Annotated in this window: 19 protein-coding genes; 9 read left to right on the top strand and 10 right to left on the bottom strand. The window is 65.2% G+C overall.

Annotated features, from left to right (window positions below; genetic code table 11):
- The first annotated feature begins 141 nt into the window (after positions 1-141).
- The 5 genes from ACT6QU_RS10705 to ACT6QU_RS10685 all read left to right on the top strand — a co-directional run bounded on the left by ACT6QU_RS10705 (position 142) and on the right by ACT6QU_RS10685 (position 3212).
- On the top strand, positions 142-933 hold the full coding sequence (locus ACT6QU_RS10705) for a DUF1223 domain-containing protein (protein WP_444565393.1): 792 nt from the start codon (positions 142-144) through the stop codon (positions 931-933).
- A 325-nt stretch (positions 934-1258) separates the two neighbouring features.
- On the top strand, positions 1259-1642 hold the full coding sequence (locus ACT6QU_RS10700; protein ID WP_444565392.1) for a DUF2794 domain-containing protein: 384 nt from the start codon (positions 1259-1261) through the stop codon (positions 1640-1642).
- A gap of 78 nt (positions 1643-1720) precedes the next feature.
- The gene (locus ACT6QU_RS10695) at positions 1721-2488 is read left to right on the top strand and encodes a heme ABC transporter permease (RefSeq protein WP_444565391.1); all 768 of its coding nucleotides are present in this window, start codon (positions 1721-1723) and stop codon (positions 2486-2488) included.
- On the top strand, positions 2485-2643 hold the full coding sequence (gene ccmD / locus ACT6QU_RS10690; protein ID WP_444565390.1) for a heme exporter protein CcmD: 159 nt from the start codon (positions 2485-2487) through the stop codon (positions 2641-2643). Before ACT6QU_RS10695 ends, ccmD begins: the two co-directional genes overlap by 4 nt.
- On the top strand, positions 2640-3212 hold the full coding sequence (locus ACT6QU_RS10685) for a DsbE family thiol:disulfide interchange protein (protein ID WP_444565389.1): 573 nt from the start codon (positions 2640-2642) through the stop codon (positions 3210-3212). The genes ccmD and ACT6QU_RS10685 overlap by 4 nt, the downstream gene beginning before the upstream one ends.
- Here the strand turns inward: ACT6QU_RS10685 and ACT6QU_RS10680 are convergent, their stop codons facing one another.
- The 10 genes from ACT6QU_RS10680 to ACT6QU_RS10635 all read right to left on the bottom strand — a co-directional run bounded on the left by ACT6QU_RS10680 (position 3213) and on the right by ACT6QU_RS10635 (position 12865).
- Complete coding sequence (locus tag ACT6QU_RS10680) at positions 3213-4091, bottom strand: NAD-dependent epimerase/dehydratase family protein (protein WP_444565388.1); 879 nt, start codon at positions 4089-4091, stop codon at positions 3213-3215.
- A complete protein-coding gene (locus ACT6QU_RS10675) occupies positions 4088-4903 on the bottom strand; it encodes a glycosyltransferase (RefSeq protein WP_444565387.1) in 816 nt (271 codons plus the stop codon). The genes ACT6QU_RS10680 and ACT6QU_RS10675 overlap by 4 nt, the downstream gene beginning before the upstream one ends.
- A gap of 168 nt (positions 4904-5071) precedes the next feature.
- The gene (locus tag ACT6QU_RS10670) at positions 5072-6292 is read right to left on the bottom strand and encodes an NAD-dependent epimerase/dehydratase family protein (protein ID WP_444565386.1); all 1221 of its coding nucleotides are present in this window, start codon (positions 6290-6292) and stop codon (positions 5072-5074) included.
- Between the two features lie 57 nt (positions 6293-6349).
- Positions 6350-6964 (bottom strand): pyridoxamine 5'-phosphate oxidase family protein, encoded by a 615-nt coding sequence (locus ACT6QU_RS10665; RefSeq protein WP_444565385.1) that lies wholly within the window; start codon positions 6962-6964, stop codon positions 6350-6352.
- Positions 6965-6974: 10 nt separating this feature from the next.
- Positions 6975-7634: a septation protein A gene (locus ACT6QU_RS10660; protein WP_444565384.1), complete on the bottom strand. Its 660-nt coding sequence runs from the start codon at positions 7632-7634 to the stop codon at positions 6975-6977.
- A 2-nt stretch (positions 7635-7636) separates the two neighbouring features.
- The gene (ftsY, locus tag ACT6QU_RS10655; RefSeq protein WP_444565383.1) at positions 7637-9172 is read right to left on the bottom strand and encodes a signal recognition particle-docking protein FtsY; all 1536 of its coding nucleotides are present in this window, start codon (positions 9170-9172) and stop codon (positions 7637-7639) included.
- A gap of 9 nt (positions 9173-9181) precedes the next feature.
- Entirely contained in the window at positions 9182-10471 is a 1290-nt protein-coding gene (mtaB, locus tag ACT6QU_RS10650; RefSeq protein WP_444565382.1) for a tRNA (N(6)-L-threonylcarbamoyladenosine(37)-C(2))-methylthiotransferase MtaB, read from the bottom strand.
- A gap of 178 nt (positions 10472-10649) precedes the next feature.
- Positions 10650-11531, bottom strand: coding sequence for a diaminopimelate epimerase (dapF, locus tag ACT6QU_RS10645; RefSeq protein ID WP_444565381.1), 882 nt, complete (start codon positions 11529-11531; stop codon positions 10650-10652).
- Positions 11532-11580: 49 nt separating this feature from the next.
- Positions 11581-11754 carry a DUF1328 domain-containing protein gene (locus tag ACT6QU_RS10640; protein ID WP_444565380.1) on the bottom strand — a complete coding sequence of 58 codons (174 nt, stop codon included), beginning with the start codon at positions 11752-11754 and terminating at the stop codon, positions 11581-11583.
- A gap of 31 nt (positions 11755-11785) precedes the next feature.
- Positions 11786-12865, bottom strand: a complete 1080-nt coding sequence (locus ACT6QU_RS10635; protein ID WP_444565415.1) for an MBL fold metallo-hydrolase — start codon at positions 12863-12865, stop codon at positions 11786-11788.
- A 226-nt stretch (positions 12866-13091) separates the two neighbouring features.
- On the opposite strand from ACT6QU_RS10635, the gene ACT6QU_RS10630 reads away from it, so the two are divergent.
- From ACT6QU_RS10630 to sucC, 4 genes are all read left to right on the top strand, one after another.
- A complete protein-coding gene (locus ACT6QU_RS10630) occupies positions 13092-13673 on the top strand; it encodes an AprI/Inh family metalloprotease inhibitor (protein WP_024587455.1) in 582 nt (193 codons plus the stop codon).
- Positions 13674-13692: 19 nt separating this feature from the next.
- Positions 13693-14847 carry a cell division protein ZapE gene (gene zapE, locus ACT6QU_RS10625; protein WP_444565379.1) on the top strand — a complete coding sequence of 385 codons (1155 nt, stop codon included), beginning with the start codon at positions 13693-13695 and terminating at the stop codon, positions 14845-14847.
- A gap of 194 nt (positions 14848-15041) precedes the next feature.
- Positions 15042-16007: a malate dehydrogenase gene (gene mdh, locus ACT6QU_RS10620; RefSeq protein WP_444565378.1), complete on the top strand. Its 966-nt coding sequence runs from the start codon at positions 15042-15044 to the stop codon at positions 16005-16007.
- Between the two features lie 12 nt (positions 16008-16019).
- Positions 16020-17216, top strand: a complete 1197-nt coding sequence (gene sucC, locus ACT6QU_RS10615; protein WP_444565377.1) for an ADP-forming succinate--CoA ligase subunit beta — start codon at positions 16020-16022, stop codon at positions 17214-17216.
- The last annotated feature ends 2 nt before the right edge of the window (positions 17217-17218 follow it).

The following is a 17218-nucleotide window of genomic DNA, read 5'->3' as shown; positions in this document are numbered from 1 at the left end:
TTTTTTCGTTTCGCGCGCCAAAGCGCCGAGAACATGCGAAAAACGGTGTCATTTGGTGTCGTTTGGCGCAAAACTTTCACCGCAACGTGACTTTCCGTTGACCTTCGCGCGGGCCTAACCTTATCCCTCTAGGGCGGTGCCATGTCGGCTCGACCGCTCGCAACCGGAACGATCATGGGCAAGCGACGCGCATTCGGGCTCATCGCCTTTGCGATAGCCAGCCTTGGAGCATTTGCGGCATCGGCCACGCCGGATGTCGAACGGCCCGTCGCCGTCGTCGAGCTTTTCACCAGCCAGGGATGCAATTCCTGCCCGAACGCCGATTCCCTGCTGGGCGAACTGGCGGAGCGGGGCGACGTCGTCGCGCTCGCCTTCCATGTCGATTATTGGGATTATCTGGGCTGGAAGGATACGCTCGCCCGGCCGGAGAACACCGAGCGCCAGCGCGACTATTCGCGCATGTTCGGCAACCGTTCGGTCTATACGCCCCAGATTGTGGTCAATGGCTCGATCGACGTGAAGGGCTCGAAGCCCGCTCGTGTCGAATCGGCGCTGCGTCGGGCGCAGATGGGCCATTCGCTGCCGGTCGACGTCGATCTCGCCTTCAATGACGACAGCCTTTTGATCGGGATCGGGGGCGGGAAGGTGGCGGCCGAGGCCGCGATCGTCATCCTCTATTTCGACGAACGGGCGGATGTCGCGATCACGCAGGGCAAGAATCGCGGCCAGACGCATAGCTACATCCACCCGGTTCGCGCCTATCACGCGGCGGGCATGTGGCAGGGCGAGAGCCAGGAATTGCGGATGCCTCTGCACGAGGTGCAGAAGAAGAGCAGCGGCGGCGTAGCCGTGCTCGTGCAGGAGATCAACGCCAACGGGCTGCCGGGAACGATCCGCGGCGCGGCGATGATCCATCATCAGCCCGGCTCCTGACCGGACCGCGAATGCACGCAGATTTTGAAGGATTGTTGACCGGAGTTGGTTCGATCCGACGTCGGCCCCGTGGGCGGGGGGCTTGGGGTTACGGAAACCGGGTCGGACCGAACCGTCTCAGGCAACGGCTGCAGACTGTCCCCGGATTGGGGCCGCAAATGGGATTAATTGTGGCGAAATTATGCCTGGTCATCACCAATTCGGACAGTCTGTCCCGCGTCGTGAAGGCGGTGTGACTGCGGGGCAACAGTGCATTTGGCCTTGCAATCTCCAGCCGACCGCGCGACCCTTCCTTGTCGCGAAACTGTCACGAGGAGGTTCGCCGATGACCGATGGCGGATTTGGCGGAGGCACCGATTCTTCCGCAATACTCATCCCGCTCCATGAGGCCCGCCGCGAGCGCATGGAGCTTCCCGTCACCTTTCACCGTCTCGAACTCGACCTGATCCTGCGTCTCTACAGCCGTATGGTCGCCGCCGGCGAATGGCGGGACTACGCCATCGACCATCTCAAGGACAAGGCGCTGTTCTCGGTCTTTCGGCGAACAAGCGAAGTTCCGCTCTTCCAGATCGTGAAGACGCCGGCTCTGGCGCGCAAGCAAGGAGCGTTCTCTGTCGTGGCCGCGAACGGAGCCATCCTGAAACGCGGACACGAACTGCCCCGTGTCCTGAACGTCTTCGATTCCAAGTTGAAGCTCGTCGGCGCCTGAGGCGCGCGACGAACTCACGCACACGGGCGTGATCATGCGGCGATTGCACGGCCGACCGCCGCGGTTTATCTGGAAGCGATGAGCGAAACGAGCGCCCCTCAAGCCAGATTGACCGATCTCGCCAACCCGACGCGGTTCATCGGCATCGTCGACCGCCTGCTTCCGTGGATCTACGGGCTGGCCGCGCTGATGCTGGCCGTCGGCCTCGTCCTGAGCTTTTCCGCGCCGGAAGACTACCAGCAGGGCATCACGGTCCGGATCATGTATATCCACGTGCCGTTCGCGTGGCTTGCCATGATGTGCTATTCGCTGATGGCGGTTTCCGCGCTCGGCACGCTCGTCTGGCGCCATCCGCTGGCCGACGTCGCGCTCAAGGCGGCAGCGCCGCTCGGCGCCGCCTTCACGCTGCTCGCGCTCGCCACCGGCTCCATCTGGGGCAAGCCGATGTGGGGAACGTGGTGGGTCTGGGACGCGCGACTCACCTCCGTCTTCGTCCTCTTCCTCATGTATCTCGGCATCATCGCGCTGACCCGCGCGCTCGACGATCCGGGGCGGTCTGCCAAGGCGGCGGCGATCGTCACGCTGGTCGGTTTCATCAACATTCCGATCATCAAGTTCTCGGTCGACTGGTGGAACACGCTGCACCAGCCGGCCTCGGTCATCCGCCTCGACGGGCCGACGATCCATTCCTCGATGCTGTTGCCGCTGCTGGTCATGGCACTCGGCTTCACGGTGCTGTTCCTGGCCTTTCACCTGACCGCGATGCGGACCGAAATCTGGCGCCGGCGGGTTGCCGCCATGCGCCGGCTGGCAGCGCGGCGGGCGGATGCGGAGGTAAGGGTTTGAACCATCTCGCCTATGTCAGCGCGGCCTATGGCGCGGCGCTTCTCGTCCTCGCCGGCATCGCGGTCTGGCTCGCCGCCGACCATCGCGCGCGCCGGCGCGAGCTTGCCGAACTCGAAACGCGGGGCGTGCGGCGGCGCTCGCAGGCACGGCCATGAGCGTAGAGGCCGACGCGTCGAAAAAGCGCCTGCCGTGGTTGGCGCTGCTGCCGCTCGCGCTTTTCCTCGGCCTTGCCGGCGTCTTCCTGTTCCAGCTTCTGTCCGGGCGCGATGCCTCCGTCGTGCCCTCCGCGCTGATTGGCGCGACGGCGCCGCAGACCAGCCTGCCGCCGCTCGAAGGCTCGCCGCTGCCCGGCATCGAGAGCGCCGCCTTCGACGGCAAGCTGACGCTCGTCAATGTCTGGGCATCATGGTGCGCGCCTTGCCGGCAGGAGCATCCGCTGCTGATGGACCTCGCCGAGGACGAGAACCTCGTCATCGCCGGGCTGAACTACAAGGATCGGCCGCAGCAGGCGCGCGGGTTTCTCGCCGAACTCGGCAATCCCTATGACGCGATCGGCGTCGACGGGTCGGGGCGCACCGCCATCGACTGGGGTGTCTATGGCGTTCCCGAAACCTTTCTCGTCGGCCCTGACGGGACGATCCTCTACAAGCATGTCGGCCCGTTCACGACGCAATCGATGCGCGACGGGCTGATGCCGGCGATCCAAAGAGCGCGCGGCGGCTGATCAGGCCAGCAGCGCGCGGATGGTTCGTTCGAGCAAAGGGCGACTGCCGGGTGTCCAGCCAAGTGATTTCAACCGGGCGCAATCCATCGCGTTGATCGCCGACGCATCTGCCCGCTTGGGCAGGGGATGCGCCGAGCCGGTTGCAGCCTTGACGATGGCGAGCAGGTCGTGCCGGTCGACCATCAGATCAGACACGTTGAGGATCGCCGGCGTCGGCCCGTCGAGCGCGATGCGGATCGCGGCGGCGACGTCCTCGCCATGGACTTCCGTGCTGGCGCGGGGCGCGATTTCCCTGCCTGCGAGGTAATCGTCGAAGAGGTCGGCCCATTTTTGCCGGCGTCCCGGGCCAGCAGGGCCATAGACACCGGTGACGCGCAGGACGGTCGCGGCAAAATCTCTGTCCATCATGGCCAGCAATGCCTGTTCCGCATCGCGCTTGACCTTGCCGTAGAGTGTGTCCGGCGTCGCCGGCGTGTCTTCGTTCAGCGCCGTGCCGGAGGCTTTGGGTCCGTAAACGGCCCGAGTCGACAGAAAGATCACGCGCGAAACGCCGGCCTGCTTCGCCGCCTCGAAGAGCGCGATCGAGCCGTCGCGGTTGCGGCGGACGAAACTTTCAGGATCGTCGCCCTCGCCGCCGCGATACTTCCCCGGCAGATGATCGAAAGCCGCGTGGACGACCGCGTCGGAGCCGGCGAGGGTTTCGGGGCGGAACGTCTGCGGTTCGAGGTCGCAAATATGGAAGTCGACAGGCTTGGGAAAGAAGCCGGGTGGCGGCATGTTCCTGCCGAGGACTGTCACCGCGTCGCTATCGGCCAGCAACCGCTCGATGATGAAGCGGCCGACATAGCCGGAACCGCCGGTGACGAGGACGCGGGTCATCGCGACGGATTGGCCAGAGTGTCGATATCCGGAATGTTCTCTCCGGTGAGATATGCGCGCCACAGATCGATCAGCGGGCGTAGACGCTCGGCCTTCGGATGGTCGGCTTCCCACGGCTTTTCATATTGGAAATGGATCACGCGGAGGGACTTCCAGTCCCACAACGCGGGCAGTGCGAACCAGACATATTGCAGCATGTTGTCGAAGACCGGCAGGCCGTGCCAGTCGGGGAAGAAATCCTGCAGAAAACTCTGGTCGGTGCGCGGCCAGTGCGCCCCGGGCGCGTCGAGCCGGGCCAGCATGGCGTCGAAGGTCGCGAGCGAGGGCTTCGCCACGAACACGCCGGAGTTCATCCGATGGAAGTCCGCAAGGCTTTCATAGACATTCGGCGCTGCGGAGAATTCGGGATAGGCGAAGAGCCGGTCGGTGTTGCGGATCACGATGGCATCGGCGTCGATGAAGACGATCCGCTCATATTCCTCCATTTCCCACAGACGCAGCTTGGCGAAATTGTCGAGCGGAGTATGAAAGTCCGGCTTGCGGCCCTTGGTGAAGGGTTTTTCGGCATGGATGCGAGCGCGGGAATGGCGCTCGTTGAAAGCATCGGAGGTGGGCAGGAGGTCGGCGCGGTGGAGCTTCGCGCCGAGAGCGGTCAACGGTGCGAGCATGGCGGCGTCGACGCCGCCGGTGTGCATGACGACGATGTCGGCAGCCGTGCCGGTCAGCTTCAGCGAGCGGACAAGCGCGGTGGCGCCGAGGACGTAGTCGGGATTGGTGACGAGGGTGGCGTAGGCGTGTTTTTCGGGCTTCACGTCGCCTTACGCGCTTTGTCGCGCCCCCCTCTGTCCTGCCGGACATCTCCCCCGCACGGGGGGAGATCAGCCAGTCGCCGACGTTGACGCGCGTGATCTCCCCACCTGCGGGGGAGATGGGCGGCAGCCCAGAGGGGGGCAACGTCGAGCGCTGACATCTCAGTCAAATCACGAAACGCTCTTCAGCGCCTTGCCTTCCGGGTCGCGGTCGAGCGTTGGGGCGATGTCCTTGGTCCAGGCGGAGATTGCGGGGATGCGGGAGCGGTCGACGCGGTAGGCGTATTTTTTCGCCACGTCGACGACCTCGGACAAGAGCCCTTCGGCGAGCCGGATCGGGTCGAGGCCGAGGGCCATGAACTGTTCGTTGCGCACGACGAGGTCGTTTTCGGCGGCTTCCTTGCGCGGGTTCGGCAGATACGCGACCTTGGCGCCGGCGATCTTCGCCACCAGTTCGGCAAGATCGCGCACGCGGTGCGTCTCGGTCATCTGGTTGAATATCTTGACGCGGTCGCCGCGCTTGGGCGCATTCTTGAGCGCGATCTCGATGCAGCGCACCGAATCCTGGATGTGGATGAAGGCGCGGGTCTGGCCGCCGGTGCCGTGCACCGTCAGCGGATAGCCGATCGCGGCCTGGATCAGGAAGCGGTTCAGAACCGTGCCATAGTCGCCATCATAGTCGAAGCGGTTGACGAGTTGCACGTGCCGGCGTGTCTGGTCGGTATGGGTGCCCCAGACGATGCCCTGGTGCAGATCGGTGATCCGCACCCCGTCATTCTTCGCATAGAACTGGAAGAGCAACTGATCGAGGCACTTGGTCATGTGGTAGATCGAGCCGGGATTGGCCGGATAGAGGATATCCTGCTTCACCGTTTCGCCCGCCATCGTGTCGATCCCGACCGGCAGATAGCCCTCGGGGATCGCCGCGCCGACGGTCGAATAGCCGTAGACGCCCATGGTGCCGAGATGCACCAGATGCGCGTCGAGGCCGACCTCCACCATCGCGTTGAGCAGATTGTGGGTCGCGTTGACGTTGTTGTTGACCGTGTAGTTCTTGTGCCGGTCCGTCTTCATCGAATAGGGCGCAGCGCGCTGTTCGGCGAAATGGATGATCGCGTCGGGCCGTTCGGCGGCGAGCCACGTCTTCAGGATCTCGTAGTCGCGGGCGAGGTCGATCAGGTGGAAATGGATGCGCCGGCCGGTCTCCTGATACCAGATGCGGGTGCGTTCCTGGATCGAATCCATCGGCGTCAGCGACTGGACGCCGAGCTCCGTGTCGATCCAGCGGCGCGACAGATTGTCGAGGATGTGAACCTCGTGGCCGGCGTTCGACAGATGCAGGCTCGTCGGCCAGCCCACGAAACCGTCACCGCCCAGAACCGCAATCTTCATCAAATTCCACTCCTCGAATCGTAAGGCCGAATGTCGCCGGTCGATATGACGTGGATATTACCAGAGCGACTTTTTGTAGGCGTCGTCGAGATCGCGGTCGATCACGTCGGCGGCGACCGAAAGGGCGAGTTGATCGCGCAGCATCTCGCCCAGCGTCGGCATCTCTTCGCGCGCAGGCCAGGTCTCGGGCTTCCACAGCGCCGAGCGCATGAAGGCCTTGGCGCAGTGCATGTAGGAGGCGCGGATTTCGACCACGAGCGCGCTGATCGCCGGCCTGCCGTCGACGGCGAGGCGGTTGCACAGTTCCTCATCCGCCGTGATGCGGCCGATGCCGTTGATGCGCAGCGTCTCGTTCATGCCGGGAATGAGGAAGAGCAGGCCGACCGCCGGATTGGCGACGATGTTTTCCCAGGTGTCGAGCCGGTTGTTGCCTGGCCGGTCGGGGATCGCCAGCGTGCAGTCGTCGAGGATAGCAACGAAGCCGGGGCGGTCACCCTTCGGCGTCACGTCGCCATTGCCGGCATCGTCGGACGAGCCGATCAAGACGAAGGGTGAGCGTTCGAGAAACCGGCGCGCATGGGCGTCGAGCGTGGGCAGTTCCTTGCGCACGGCCCCATCGCTCGCCTCCTTGTAATGCGCGCGCAGGCCTTCGCGGCTGGTGATGAATTCCATGGCGGAAACCCTATTCGGCAGGCCGGCTCTTGCCCGGCTCGGGCAGCGAGTGGCGCATGATCAGCGGCATCTGGGAGAGCGTGAAGGCGATGGTGATGGGCATTGTGCCCCAGACCTTGAAGGCGACCCAGAAATCGGTCGAGAAATTGCGCCAGACGACCTCGTTGAGAATGGCGAGGAAGACGAAGAACAGGCCCCAGCGCAGGGTCAGCTTGCGCCAGCCCTCGGCGTCGAGCTTGAACGCGGCCTCGAAGACGTAGCCGAGCAGCGCCTTGCCGAACATCAGTCCACCGAGCAGCACGGCGGCGAAGAGGCCGTTGACGATGGTCGGCTTCATCTTGATGAAGATTTCATCCTGCAAATAAAGCGTCAGCGCGCCGAAGACCAGGACGACGACGCCTGAGACGAGCGGCATCATCGGCAAGGTGCGCGTCAGCGCCCAGGAAACGGCGAGCGCGATCGCCGTCGCGACCATGAACAGGAAGGTGGCGAGGAAGATCGGGTCGCCGATCGAACCGAGCGCCGGGAATGTGCCGATCAGCCATTCGCCGCGCAAATTGGCGAAGAAGAAGACGAGCAGCGGCCCGAGTTCGAGCGCGAATTTCAGGAGCGGATTGATCTCCACCTTCCTGGGGTCGCCGGGCTCGCGTTCGATGATGCGTTCGCTCATGCTCAATTCACTCCAGCGATCGCGCGGGCGAAATCGCGTGCTTCGAAGGGTTCGAGGTCGTCGACGCCTTCGCCGACGCCGATGAAATAGACGGGCAGGCGATATTTGGCGGCGATTGCGACCAAAATACCGCCGCGCGCGGTGCCGTCGAGCTTGGTCATGACGATGCCGTTGACGCCCGCCACGTTCCGGAAGATCTCGACCTGGTTCATCGCATTCTGGCCGGTCGTGGCGTCGACCGTCTGGAGCACCGTGTGCGGGGCGTCCGGGTCGTGCTTGCCCAGCACGCGGACGATCTTCTCCAGTTCGTCCATCAGCTCGGCCTTGTTCTGCAGCCGGCCGGCGGTGTCGATGATCAAGACGTCGGAGCCGTTCGCCTTGGCCGTTTCGAAGGCGTCCCAGGCGAGGCCGGCCGCATCGGCGCCGAGCTTTGACGCGACGACTTCGGAGCCGGTGCGTTCGCCCCATATCTTGAGCTGTTCGATGGCGGCGGCGCGGAACGTATCGCCCGCGCCAAGCGTCACCTTGAGGCCGCCCGCGACGAGCTTGGCGGCGAGTTTGCCGATGGTCGTCGTCTTGCCGGTGCCGTTAACGCCGACGACGAGGATGACGTGCGGCTTATGCGAGAGGTCGAGCTCAAGCGGCTTTGCGACAGGGCCGAGCACCTTTTCGACCTCGCTTGCCATGACCGCGCGGACCTCGGCGTCCGAGACGTCGCGGCCGAAGCGGCCTTCGCTCAAGGAATCGGTGATGCGGATCGCGGTTTCCATGCCGAGGTCGGCACGCAGCAGCACGTCTTCGAGGTCCTGCAGCGTGTCGTCGTCCAGCTTACGCTTGGTGAAGACGCCGGAAATGTTGGTCGAGAGTTCGCGCGACGAGCGCGACAGGCCGTCGCGCAGCCGGTCGAACCAGGGACGCTGGACGGAAGGCACGGCAACAGGCACGGCCGCGGGGCCGCGCTCGACGGTCTTCGAGACGCGCACCAGAGCGGACGCGTCGGGTTCGGTCTCGACCGTGCGCTTCAGGAATTCGGGAACGGCCGGCGCTTCGGCCTGCGGCCGTGGCGGCGGGGCCGGCGTCGGTTCGGGCGCGATTTCCGGGACGGGTGCCGGTGGCACCTCGCCAGGCGCGGGCGGAATTTCCTTTGGCGGCTCGGGCACTTCCAATGGCGCAGGCGGAACCTCGACCGGAGCAGGCTCGGGTGCCGGCTCTTCGACCGGAGCCGGCTCGACCGGGACCTCCGCCGGCGGCGTCACGGGTTCCGGCTCGCTCGGCGGCGCGACAGGCTCGGGCTCGGGTATCTCGCGCGGTTCGGGCGCCTGGGTCGGCGTCTCGATCGGCACTTCGGGGATGGGCAGCGGCGCGGGCGAGACTGGCGTCGGCTCGGGTTCTTCCGCGCGCTGGCGCAGGAAGTCCGGGAGGGCCGGCGCGTCGACCGGTGCTCCTGTCGTGGACGAAGCGATTTCCTCGCGCGGCGGTTCCTCGGCGGCCTCGTCCTTGCGGCCGAAGGAGAACATCTTCTTGAAGAAACCGGCCATCGAATTCCCTTAGGCGGCGCGTTGCGCGCGCGTCGTTGCGGTCAGCCGCTCGCCGTCATGGCCGGTGACGACCGCCTCGACGATCTTGCCGGGCGCACCGGCATCGATGGCGGCCATGGTGAAGCCTTCGGTGCGGCCGATCCCGTCGCGCTCGACGAGGATGCGCTGGCTCGTGCCGGTCAGCTTGACCAGGTGGCGGCGATAGGCGGCATCGCCCGCACCACGCAGCCGCGCGGCGCGGTCCTTGACGATTTCGCGCCGCACCTGCGGCATCCGCGCGGCGGGCGTGCCCTCGCGCGGCGAAAAGGGGAAGACGTGGAGATGCGTCAGCCCGCATTCGTCGACGATCTTCAGCGAATTCTCGAACATCGCCTCGGTCTCGGTCGGGAAGCCGGCGATGATGTCGGCGCCGAAGACCATGTCGGGGCGCAGCGCGCGGACCTCCTCGCAGAAGCGGATCGAATCGTCGCGCAGATGCCGGCGCTTCATGCGCTTCAGGATCATGTCGTCGCCAGCCTGCAGCGACAGATGCAGATGCGGCATCAGCCGCGCCTCGGTCGCGATCGCCTCCATCAGCTCGGGGTCGGCCTCGATGGAATCGATGGAGGAGAGGCGCAGGCGCTGAAGATCGGGCACCTGCCGCAGAACCGTGCGTACCAGCTTGCCGAGACGGGGCGCTCCCGGCAGATCGGCACCGTAGCTCGTCATGTCGACGCCGGTCAGCACGATCTCGGCGTATCCGTTGCCGACGAGGCGCTTGACCTGATCGACCACCGCGCCCATCGGCACGGAGCGCGAATTGCCGCGGCCGTAGGGGATGATGCAGAAGGTGCAGCGGTGATCGCAGCCGTTCTGCACCTGCACGAAGGCGCGGGCGCGGCCCTCGATGGCGTCGACCATATGGCCGGCCGTCTCGGTCACCGACATGATGTCGTTGACGCGCGCCTTCTCGAACTGGTTGACGCCGAAGTCGGGCAAAGCGCGGTAGTTGTGGGCCTTCAGCTTCTCTTCGTTGCCGAGGACGAGGTCGACTTCGCCCATTTCGGCGAAGGTGCCGGGCTCGGTCTGCGCCGCGCAGCCGGTGACGATGATGCGCGCATCCGGGTTCTCGCGCCGCGCCTTGCGGATCGCCTGCCGCGCCTGGCGAACGGCTTCGGATGTGACAGCGCAGGTGTTGAAGACGATGGCGCCGCCGGCGAGTTCGCCGAGGCCGGCCTGTGTGGCTTCGCGGCGCATCACCTCGGATTCGTAGGTGTTCATCCGGCAGCCGAAGGTGACGATGTCGAGGCCTTTGGTCATGTGGATGCGTTGGGGGCTGCATACCCCCACCCTTTATCCCTCCCCACAAGGGGGAGGGAGGTCGCCAGCGTTGCGCCAGACCCGCCGGGCGCTGCACAAATAAAGGAAGCGCGGGGCTCACGCCCCCCTCCCTCTTGTGGGGAGGGATACAGGGTGGGGTTCAATTTGGAAAAACCCCTCATGCCGCGCTCGTCTCGTCGCGCTGCCAAGCTCCCGTCGCGGGATCGAACATGCCCGAAAATTCCCATTCCGCCGGGCCGGTCATGATCACGTGATCGTCGTCGCGCCATTCGATCAGCAGCGGTCCGCCGGGGACGGTCACGGTGACGACGCGGTCGGTGCGGCGCGTGCGGGCGGCGGAGACGGCGGCGGCGCAGGCGGCGGAGCCGCAGGCGCGCGTCAGGCCCGCGCCGCGTTCCCAGGTTCGGATCGTCATCGCGTCGCGCGCGGTGACCTGCGCGATCGAGATGTTGCAGCGCTCGGGGAAGATCGGATGGTTTTCCAGCAACGGTCCGAAGCGTTCCAGATCGTAGGACCACACGTCCTCGTCGACCCAAAAGATCGCGTGCGGATTGCCCATCGAGGCGACGGAGGGCGAATGCAGCACCGGCGCGTCGATCGGGCCGATCTGAAGCTCGATCATGCGCGTGTCGCGAAACTCTTCGGCCAGCGGAATGTCCTGCCAGCCGAATTTCGGAATGCCCATGTCGACGGAGATCTGCCCGTCCTCGTGCTCCTTCGCCGTCAGGATGCCGGCGATGGTCTCGAAGGTGAAGACGCGTTCGCCCGTTTCGGCGGCCAGCGCCTGCACGACGCAGCGCATGCCGTTGCCGCAGGCCTGCGCCATCGAGCCGTCGGAATTGATGATCTCGACATAGTTCGCGGTGCCGGGCGTCCTTGCGTCGTGGATCGCCATGATCTGATCGAAGCGCGTCGCGGGATCGGCGTTGAGCGCAATTGCGGCGGCAGGCGTCACGCGGCCGGCGCGGCCGCGCATGTCGGCGACGACGATTTCGTTGCCGAGCCCGTTCATCTTCGCGAATGGCGCCAGATTGCTCATGCGCCGCTATATGGCGGAAACGACGCTGAATTACCAGTGTCGGCGCCGGTCAGAGCTGGACGGAATCCGCCCAGCCGAACATCAGAAGCAGGATGACGAACAGCGCGATAGCGAATGCGGCGATCGCGAAGGCGATGCGGCTTGCCACCCGCGAGACGCTGCGCATGCCTACCGCACCGGCGACGACCGCCACCACGACGAAAAAGACGAACCAGCCGAACATTCAAAGCCCCCTCTGAAAGTGCGTCCCTAGCCTAAGCGATTCCTGATGGAATGTCCCATGCCTCGCCGGGCTGGAGCGGGCGGAAACGCTCGCGGGCGATGCCGGCCGTGTCGAGAGCGGCGAGAAGCAGGTCGCGCGGCTCCTCGATCGCCTCATTGGTCAACTGGAACGTCCCCCAGTGGTGGCCGATCGCAAAGTCGGCATTGGCGAGCTTCATGCCCTCCACCGCCTCGTTCGGGTCCTGGTGCTGGGCGGCCATGAACCATCGCGGGTCGTAGGCGCCGACCGGCAGGATGGCGAGGCGGCAACCGCCATGCTTTTCGGCCACCGCGCGGTAGTTGATGCCCGAATGAAAGCCGGTGTCGCCGATATGGTAGATCTTGCCGGCCGGCGTTTCGAGAACGAAGGACGCCCAGAGCGCCATGCGCCGGTCGCGCATGCCGCGCGCCGACCAGTGATGCGCGGGCTCGCAATGGATGGTGAGCGGGCCGAACTCGAAGGCGTCGCCCCAGTCCTGCACGTGGAGACGCATGTCCGGAATGTCTGTCTTGACGATTACGTCATTGCCGAGCGGGGTGACGACCAGCGGGTCGTGATCCTGCTTCAGGCGCGACAGCGTCAGAAGATCGAGATGGTCGTAATGATTATGCGTCAGGAGCACGAGGTCGATCTTCGGCAGCGCCTCGAAGGCGATGCCGGGCGCGTTGACGCGTGCCGGACCGGCGAACTGGAAGGGCGAGGCGCGGGTCGAGAAGACCGGGTCGGTCAGTATGTTCAGGCCGGAGACCTGGATCAGCATCGTCGCATGGCCGATCATGGTCACGCGTATCTCTTCGCCGCCGACCGACGCATCCGGCATTGCGCCCGCGAACGGGCTTGCGAACTCGGCCGGCCAGCGGGACTTGGTCTCGCCGAACTGCCAGCGCAGAAGGTCGGAAAAGCCGCGCGGCTCCTCGCCGCCGGGGTTGAAGAACACCCGCCCGTCGAAATGGTCGCTGACCGGGCCGCTATAGTAGCGGTTGCCGCTCTGCGCCTTCGCGATCCCGATGCCGCCGGCCATCGCCGCCAGTCCACCCAGTCCCAGCCATGTCAGCATGCGTCGCCTGTTCATCTTCATGCGCGCGAAATTATCCGATGGTTCGTCATGCGCAAATGACATAAGCGTGGGTTTAAGCCCATGAGACTGTTGAATTCCAGCAACAGCACATCGTAAATTAACCTTGTTATGCCGAATATGACCCGACCGTCGCCACAGTTGCGCGCCATTGGGCGCATCAAGGGACGCACAGACAGGAACCTGCGGAGTGACCGGGCGTTGCTTCGACGGAGGTGGATCAATGACTCTGACTAAAAGCACGCTACTCATCGCGGTTTCCGCTCTCGCCGTCACCGGCTGCACGAGCGACCGTTTCTCGCGCGTCGACACCCGCCCGGCGGTGGTCGCGACCGCGCCCTCGCCGATCACGGCCGCGCCGGCCGGACAGGTCTCGTCCAGCCAGTTGCCGCCCCCCACGCAGCCCGGCGTCACCAATCCCGGCCCGATCCAGCCCGGAATGACGCAGGGCGCCTTCCCGGCAGCTCCCGGTTCCGATGCCGGCGGCGCGCAGGTCGCCTCGCTTCCCCCAGCCGGCGGTGGCGCGCCGGTCTCGGCAGGCGGTGTCGCGGGCGTGTGGAACGCCTCGGTCGCCGGCCAGTCCTGCCGCATCGCGACGCCGCAGACGCGCTTCGGCGAAGGCTTCCGAGCCGGCCCGCTGCGCTGCCCGGCTCCGCTCGACGGCGTGCGCTCGTGGAATGTGTCGGGCTCGACCCTGACGCTCTATGACGCAAATGGCGGCGCGCTCGCCAATCTGTCGTCGGCCGGCAGCGGGTCGTTCAACGGCCAGACCACGACGGGTCAGCCGCTCTCGCTGTCGCGCTAATCGCCGGACGCCTTGCCCCATGCCGCATGACGGCCTGCCCGAATTCCGCTCGGTCCGGGATGCCTATCTCGACCGCGTTGCGAATGGCGCGCTGACGCGCGACGAGCGGCAGCTCGCGCTGGCCGACAGGTTCGACCGGCTGACGGCGGAAATCCGCACCAAGCGCCTCGCCGCGAAGTCGAGCGCGCTCGGCTGGCTGTTCGGCAAGCGTCGCGAGGCGCGCGAACTGGTGAAGGGGCTTTATCTTTTCGGCGGTGTCGGGCGCGGCAAGACCATGCTGATGGACTTGTTCTTCGAGCTGCTGCCGGTCAGGCGCAAGCGGCGTGCGCATTTCAACGACTTCATGGCCGACGTCCACGACCGGATCGGACGGCATCGCGAGGCGCTGAAGCGTGGCGAGACGAAGGAGAGCGACCCGATTCCCGTCGTCGCAGCAGCGCTCGCCGACGAGGCATGGGTGCTGTGCTTCGACGAGTTCACCGTCACCGACATCGCCGATGCGATGATCCTGTCGCGGCTGTTCACGGCGCTGTTCGAGCGCGGCGTGGTGCTCGTCGCCACCTCCAACGTCGCGCCGGATGATCTTTACCGCGACGGGCTCAATCGCGGTCTCTTCCTGCCCTTCGTCGCTGTGCTCAAGCGGCATTGCGATATCCTGCCGCTCGACGGAGCGACGGATTATCGTCTGGAAAAGCTCGGCCGCATTCCCGTCTACATCACGCCCTGCGACGGCGAGGGCGAACGCCTGATGGACGAGGCGTGGGGCGTCGCCGGCTCGGGCCACCAGACCCAGCCGCGCACCATCCGCGTCAAGGGCCGGGAAATTCCGGTTCCGCTGGCGAATGGACGTGCGGCGCGGTTCAGCTTCGCCGATCTGTGCTCCCAACCGCTCGGCGCCCGCGACTATCTCGCCATCGCCGCCGAGTTCGACACCATCCTCGTCGACTGCGTTCCGGCCATGGACATGGACCGGCGCAACGAAGCCAAGCGCTTCATCCTGCTGGTCGACACGCTCTACGATCGCAAGACCCGGCTGATCCTCTCGGCCGAAGTGCCGCCCCAGGATCTCTACCGTGCACGCAGCGGCACCGAGGCGTTCGAATTCGATCGCACGGTGTCCCGTCTGATCGAGATGCAGAGCGCGGAATGGGCGTCGGCAGCGGACGCCGCGTAAAAATTCTTACGTTTACGTAAGCCCGCCATGATCTAACCGATTGAAAGATATGGCTGCCAAAGAATCGGTTGAATTTTTTGGCCGATCGGTCTATGCGACGCCCACTCCCGGGCGACCTCCCGTGCCCGCGTTAAATGGTTGAAACGCATCTTCGGCTCCGCGCCGTCGCAAACCAATCCAGGGGATTTCCATACATGGCTCGCAACAAGATTGCCCTCATCGGCTCCGGCATGATCGGCGGCACGCTCGCCCACATGATCGGCCTCAAGGAACTCGGCGACGTCGTCCTGTTCGACATTTCCGAGGGCGTGCCGCAGGGCAAGGGCCTCGACATCGCGCAGTCCTCGCCGGTCGACGGCTTCGATGCGAGCTTCACCGGCGCCAACGACTATTCGGCGATCGAGGGCGCTGACGTGTGCATCGTTACCGCCGGCGTGCCGCGCAAGCCGGGCATGAGCCGCGACGATCTTCTCGGCATCAATCTGAAGGTGATGGAGCAGGTCGGCGCCGGCATCAAGAAATACGCGCCCAACGCCTTCGTCATCTGCATCACCAACCCGCTCGACGCGATGGTCTGGGCGCTGCAGAAGTTCTCCGGCCTGCCGAAGAGCCATGTCGTCGGCATGGCCGGCGTGCTTGATAGCGCCCGCTTCCGCTATTTCCTCGCCGACGAGTTCAAGGTCTCGGTCGAGGACGTCACCGCCTTCGTGCTTGGCGGCCATGGCGACACGATGGTGCCGCTGACCCGCTATTCGACCGTCGCCGGCATTCCGCTGCCCGACCTCGTCAAGATGGGCTGGACCACCCAGGACAAGCTCGACAAGATCGTCCAGCGCACCCGCGACGGCGGCGCCGAGATCGTCGGCCTCTTGAAGACCGGCTCGGCCTATTACGCGCCGGCCTCTTCGGCGATCCAGATGGCCGAAGCCTACCTCAAGGACAAGAAGCGCGTCCTCCCCTGCGCGGCGCATCTTTCGGGCCAGTACGGCGTCAAGGACATGTATGTCGGCGTGCCGACCGTGATCGGCGCCGGCGGCATCGAGCGCGTCATCGAGATCGACCTCAACAAGGCCGAGCAGAAGATGTTCGAAAAGTCGGTGGAATCGGTAAAGGGCCTTTGCGACGCCTGCGCCGAAATCGCGCCCGCACTGAAGCAGTAAGGATTTCCCGGCATGAATATCCATGAATACCAGGCCAAGCAGGTCCTGAAGTCGTTCGGCGCTCCGGTTGCCGAAGGCGTTCCCGTCATGAAGGCCTCCGAGGCGGAGGCCGCAGCGAAGTCGCTGCCCGGCCCGCTCTACGTGGTCAAGAGCCAGATCCATGCCGGCGGGCGCGGCAAGGGCAAGTTCAAGGAACTCGGCGCGGACGCCAAGGGCGGCGTGCGTCTCGCCAAGTCGGTCGAGGAGGTCGTCTCCCACACCAACGAAATGCTCGGCAACACGCTCGTCACCAAGCAGACGGGCGATGCCGGCAAGCAGGTCAACCGTCTTTACATCGAGGATGGCGCGGACATCGACCGCGAGCTCTATCTCTCGATCCTCGTCGACCGTTCGGTCGGCCGCGTCGCTTTCGTGGTCTCCACGGAAGGCGGCATGGACATCGAGACGGTCGCGCATGACACGCCCGAAAAGATCATCACCGTCGCGATCGACCCCGAAAAGGGCGTCACCGCCGAGGACGTGACGAAGCTCAACGCGGCGCTGGAACTGACTGGCGATGCGGCGAAGGACGGCGAGACGCTGTTCCCGATCCTCTACAAGGCCTTCACCGAGAAGGACATGGCGCTGCTCGAGGTCAACCCGCTGATCGTCATGACCAGTGGGCGCCTGCGCGTTCTCGACGCCAAGGTGTCGTTCGACAACAACGCGCTCTACCGCCAGGCCGACATCGTCGAACTGCGCGACACGACCGAGGAAGACGCCAAGGAAATCGAGGCTTCCAAGTACGACCTCGCCTATGTCGCGCTCGACGGCAATATCGGCTGCATGGTCAACGGCGCCGGCCTTGCCATGGCGACCATGGACATCATCAAGCTCTACGGAGCCGAGCCCGCCAACTTCCTCGACGTCGGCGGCGGCGCGTCCAAGGAGAAGGTGACGGCTGCCTTCAAGATCATCACGGCCGATCCGGCGGTGAAGGGCATCCTGGTCAACATCTTCGGCGGCATCATGAAGTGCGACGTCATCGCCGAAGGCGTGATCGCGGCCGTGAAGGAAGTCGGGCTCAAGGTGCCGCTGGTCGTGCGCCTCGAAGGCACCAATGTCGAGCTCGGCAAGAAGATCATCAACGAAAGCGGCCTCAACGTCATCTCCGCCGACGATCTCGACGACGCGGCGCAGAAGATCGTCAATGCAGTGAAGGGGGCCTGAGC

Source organism: Aliihoeflea sp. (assembly GCF_052435475.1).
GTDB lineage: Bacteria > Pseudomonadota > Alphaproteobacteria > Rhizobiales > Rhizobiaceae > Aliihoeflea.
Note: the sequence above shows the minus strand (reverse complement) of the source record. Positions and strands in the feature narration are given on the sequence as shown.

Excerpts from the sequence above, each read along its gene's own strand:
- ACT6QU_RS10705 (WP_444565393.1), top strand. The coding sequence starts at position 142 with ATGTCGGCTCGACCGCTCGCAACCGGAACGATCATGGGCAAGCGACGC.
- ACT6QU_RS10700 (WP_444565392.1), top strand. The coding sequence starts at position 1,259 with ATGACCGATGGCGGATTTGGCGGAGGCACCGATTCTTCCGCAATACTC.
- ACT6QU_RS10695 (WP_444565391.1), top strand. The coding sequence starts at position 1,721 with ATGAGCGAAACGAGCGCCCCTCAAGCCAGATTGACCGATCTCGCCAAC.
- ACT6QU_RS10685 (WP_444565389.1), top strand. The coding sequence starts at position 2,640 with ATGAGCGTAGAGGCCGACGCGTCGAAAAAGCGCCTGCCGTGGTTGGCG.
- ACT6QU_RS10680 (WP_444565388.1), bottom strand. The coding sequence starts at position 4,091 with ATGACCCGCGTCCTCGTCACCGGCGGTTCCGGCTATGTCGGCCGCTTC.
- ACT6QU_RS10670 (WP_444565386.1), bottom strand. The coding sequence starts at position 6,292 with ATGAAGATTGCGGTTCTGGGCGGTGACGGTTTCGTGGGCTGGCCGACG.
- ACT6QU_RS10665 (WP_444565385.1), bottom strand. The coding sequence starts at position 6,964 with ATGGAATTCATCACCAGCCGCGAAGGCCTGCGCGCGCATTACAAGGAG.
- ACT6QU_RS10660 (WP_444565384.1), bottom strand. The coding sequence starts at position 7,634 with ATGAGCGAACGCATCATCGAACGCGAGCCCGGCGACCCCAGGAAGGTG.
- ftsY (WP_444565383.1), bottom strand. The coding sequence starts at position 9,172 with ATGGCCGGTTTCTTCAAGAAGATGTTCTCCTTCGGCCGCAAGGACGAG.
- mtaB (WP_444565382.1), bottom strand. The coding sequence starts at position 10,471 with ATGACCAAAGGCCTCGACATCGTCACCTTCGGCTGCCGGATGAACACC.
- dapF (WP_444565381.1), bottom strand. The coding sequence starts at position 11,531 with ATGAGCAATCTGGCGCCATTCGCGAAGATGAACGGGCTCGGCAACGAA.
- ACT6QU_RS10640 (WP_444565380.1), bottom strand. The coding sequence starts at position 11,754 with ATGTTCGGCTGGTTCGTCTTTTTCGTCGTGGTGGCGGTCGTCGCCGGT.
- ACT6QU_RS10635 (WP_444565415.1), bottom strand. The coding sequence starts at position 12,865 with ATGAACAGGCGACGCATGCTGACATGGCTGGGACTGGGTGGACTGGCG.
- ACT6QU_RS10630 (WP_024587455.1), top strand. The coding sequence starts at position 13,092 with ATGACTCTGACTAAAAGCACGCTACTCATCGCGGTTTCCGCTCTCGCC.
- zapE (WP_444565379.1), top strand. The coding sequence starts at position 13,693 with ATGCCGCATGACGGCCTGCCCGAATTCCGCTCGGTCCGGGATGCCTAT.
- mdh (WP_444565378.1), top strand. The coding sequence starts at position 15,042 with ATGGCTCGCAACAAGATTGCCCTCATCGGCTCCGGCATGATCGGCGGC.
- sucC (WP_444565377.1), top strand. The coding sequence starts at position 16,020 with ATGAATATCCATGAATACCAGGCCAAGCAGGTCCTGAAGTCGTTCGGC.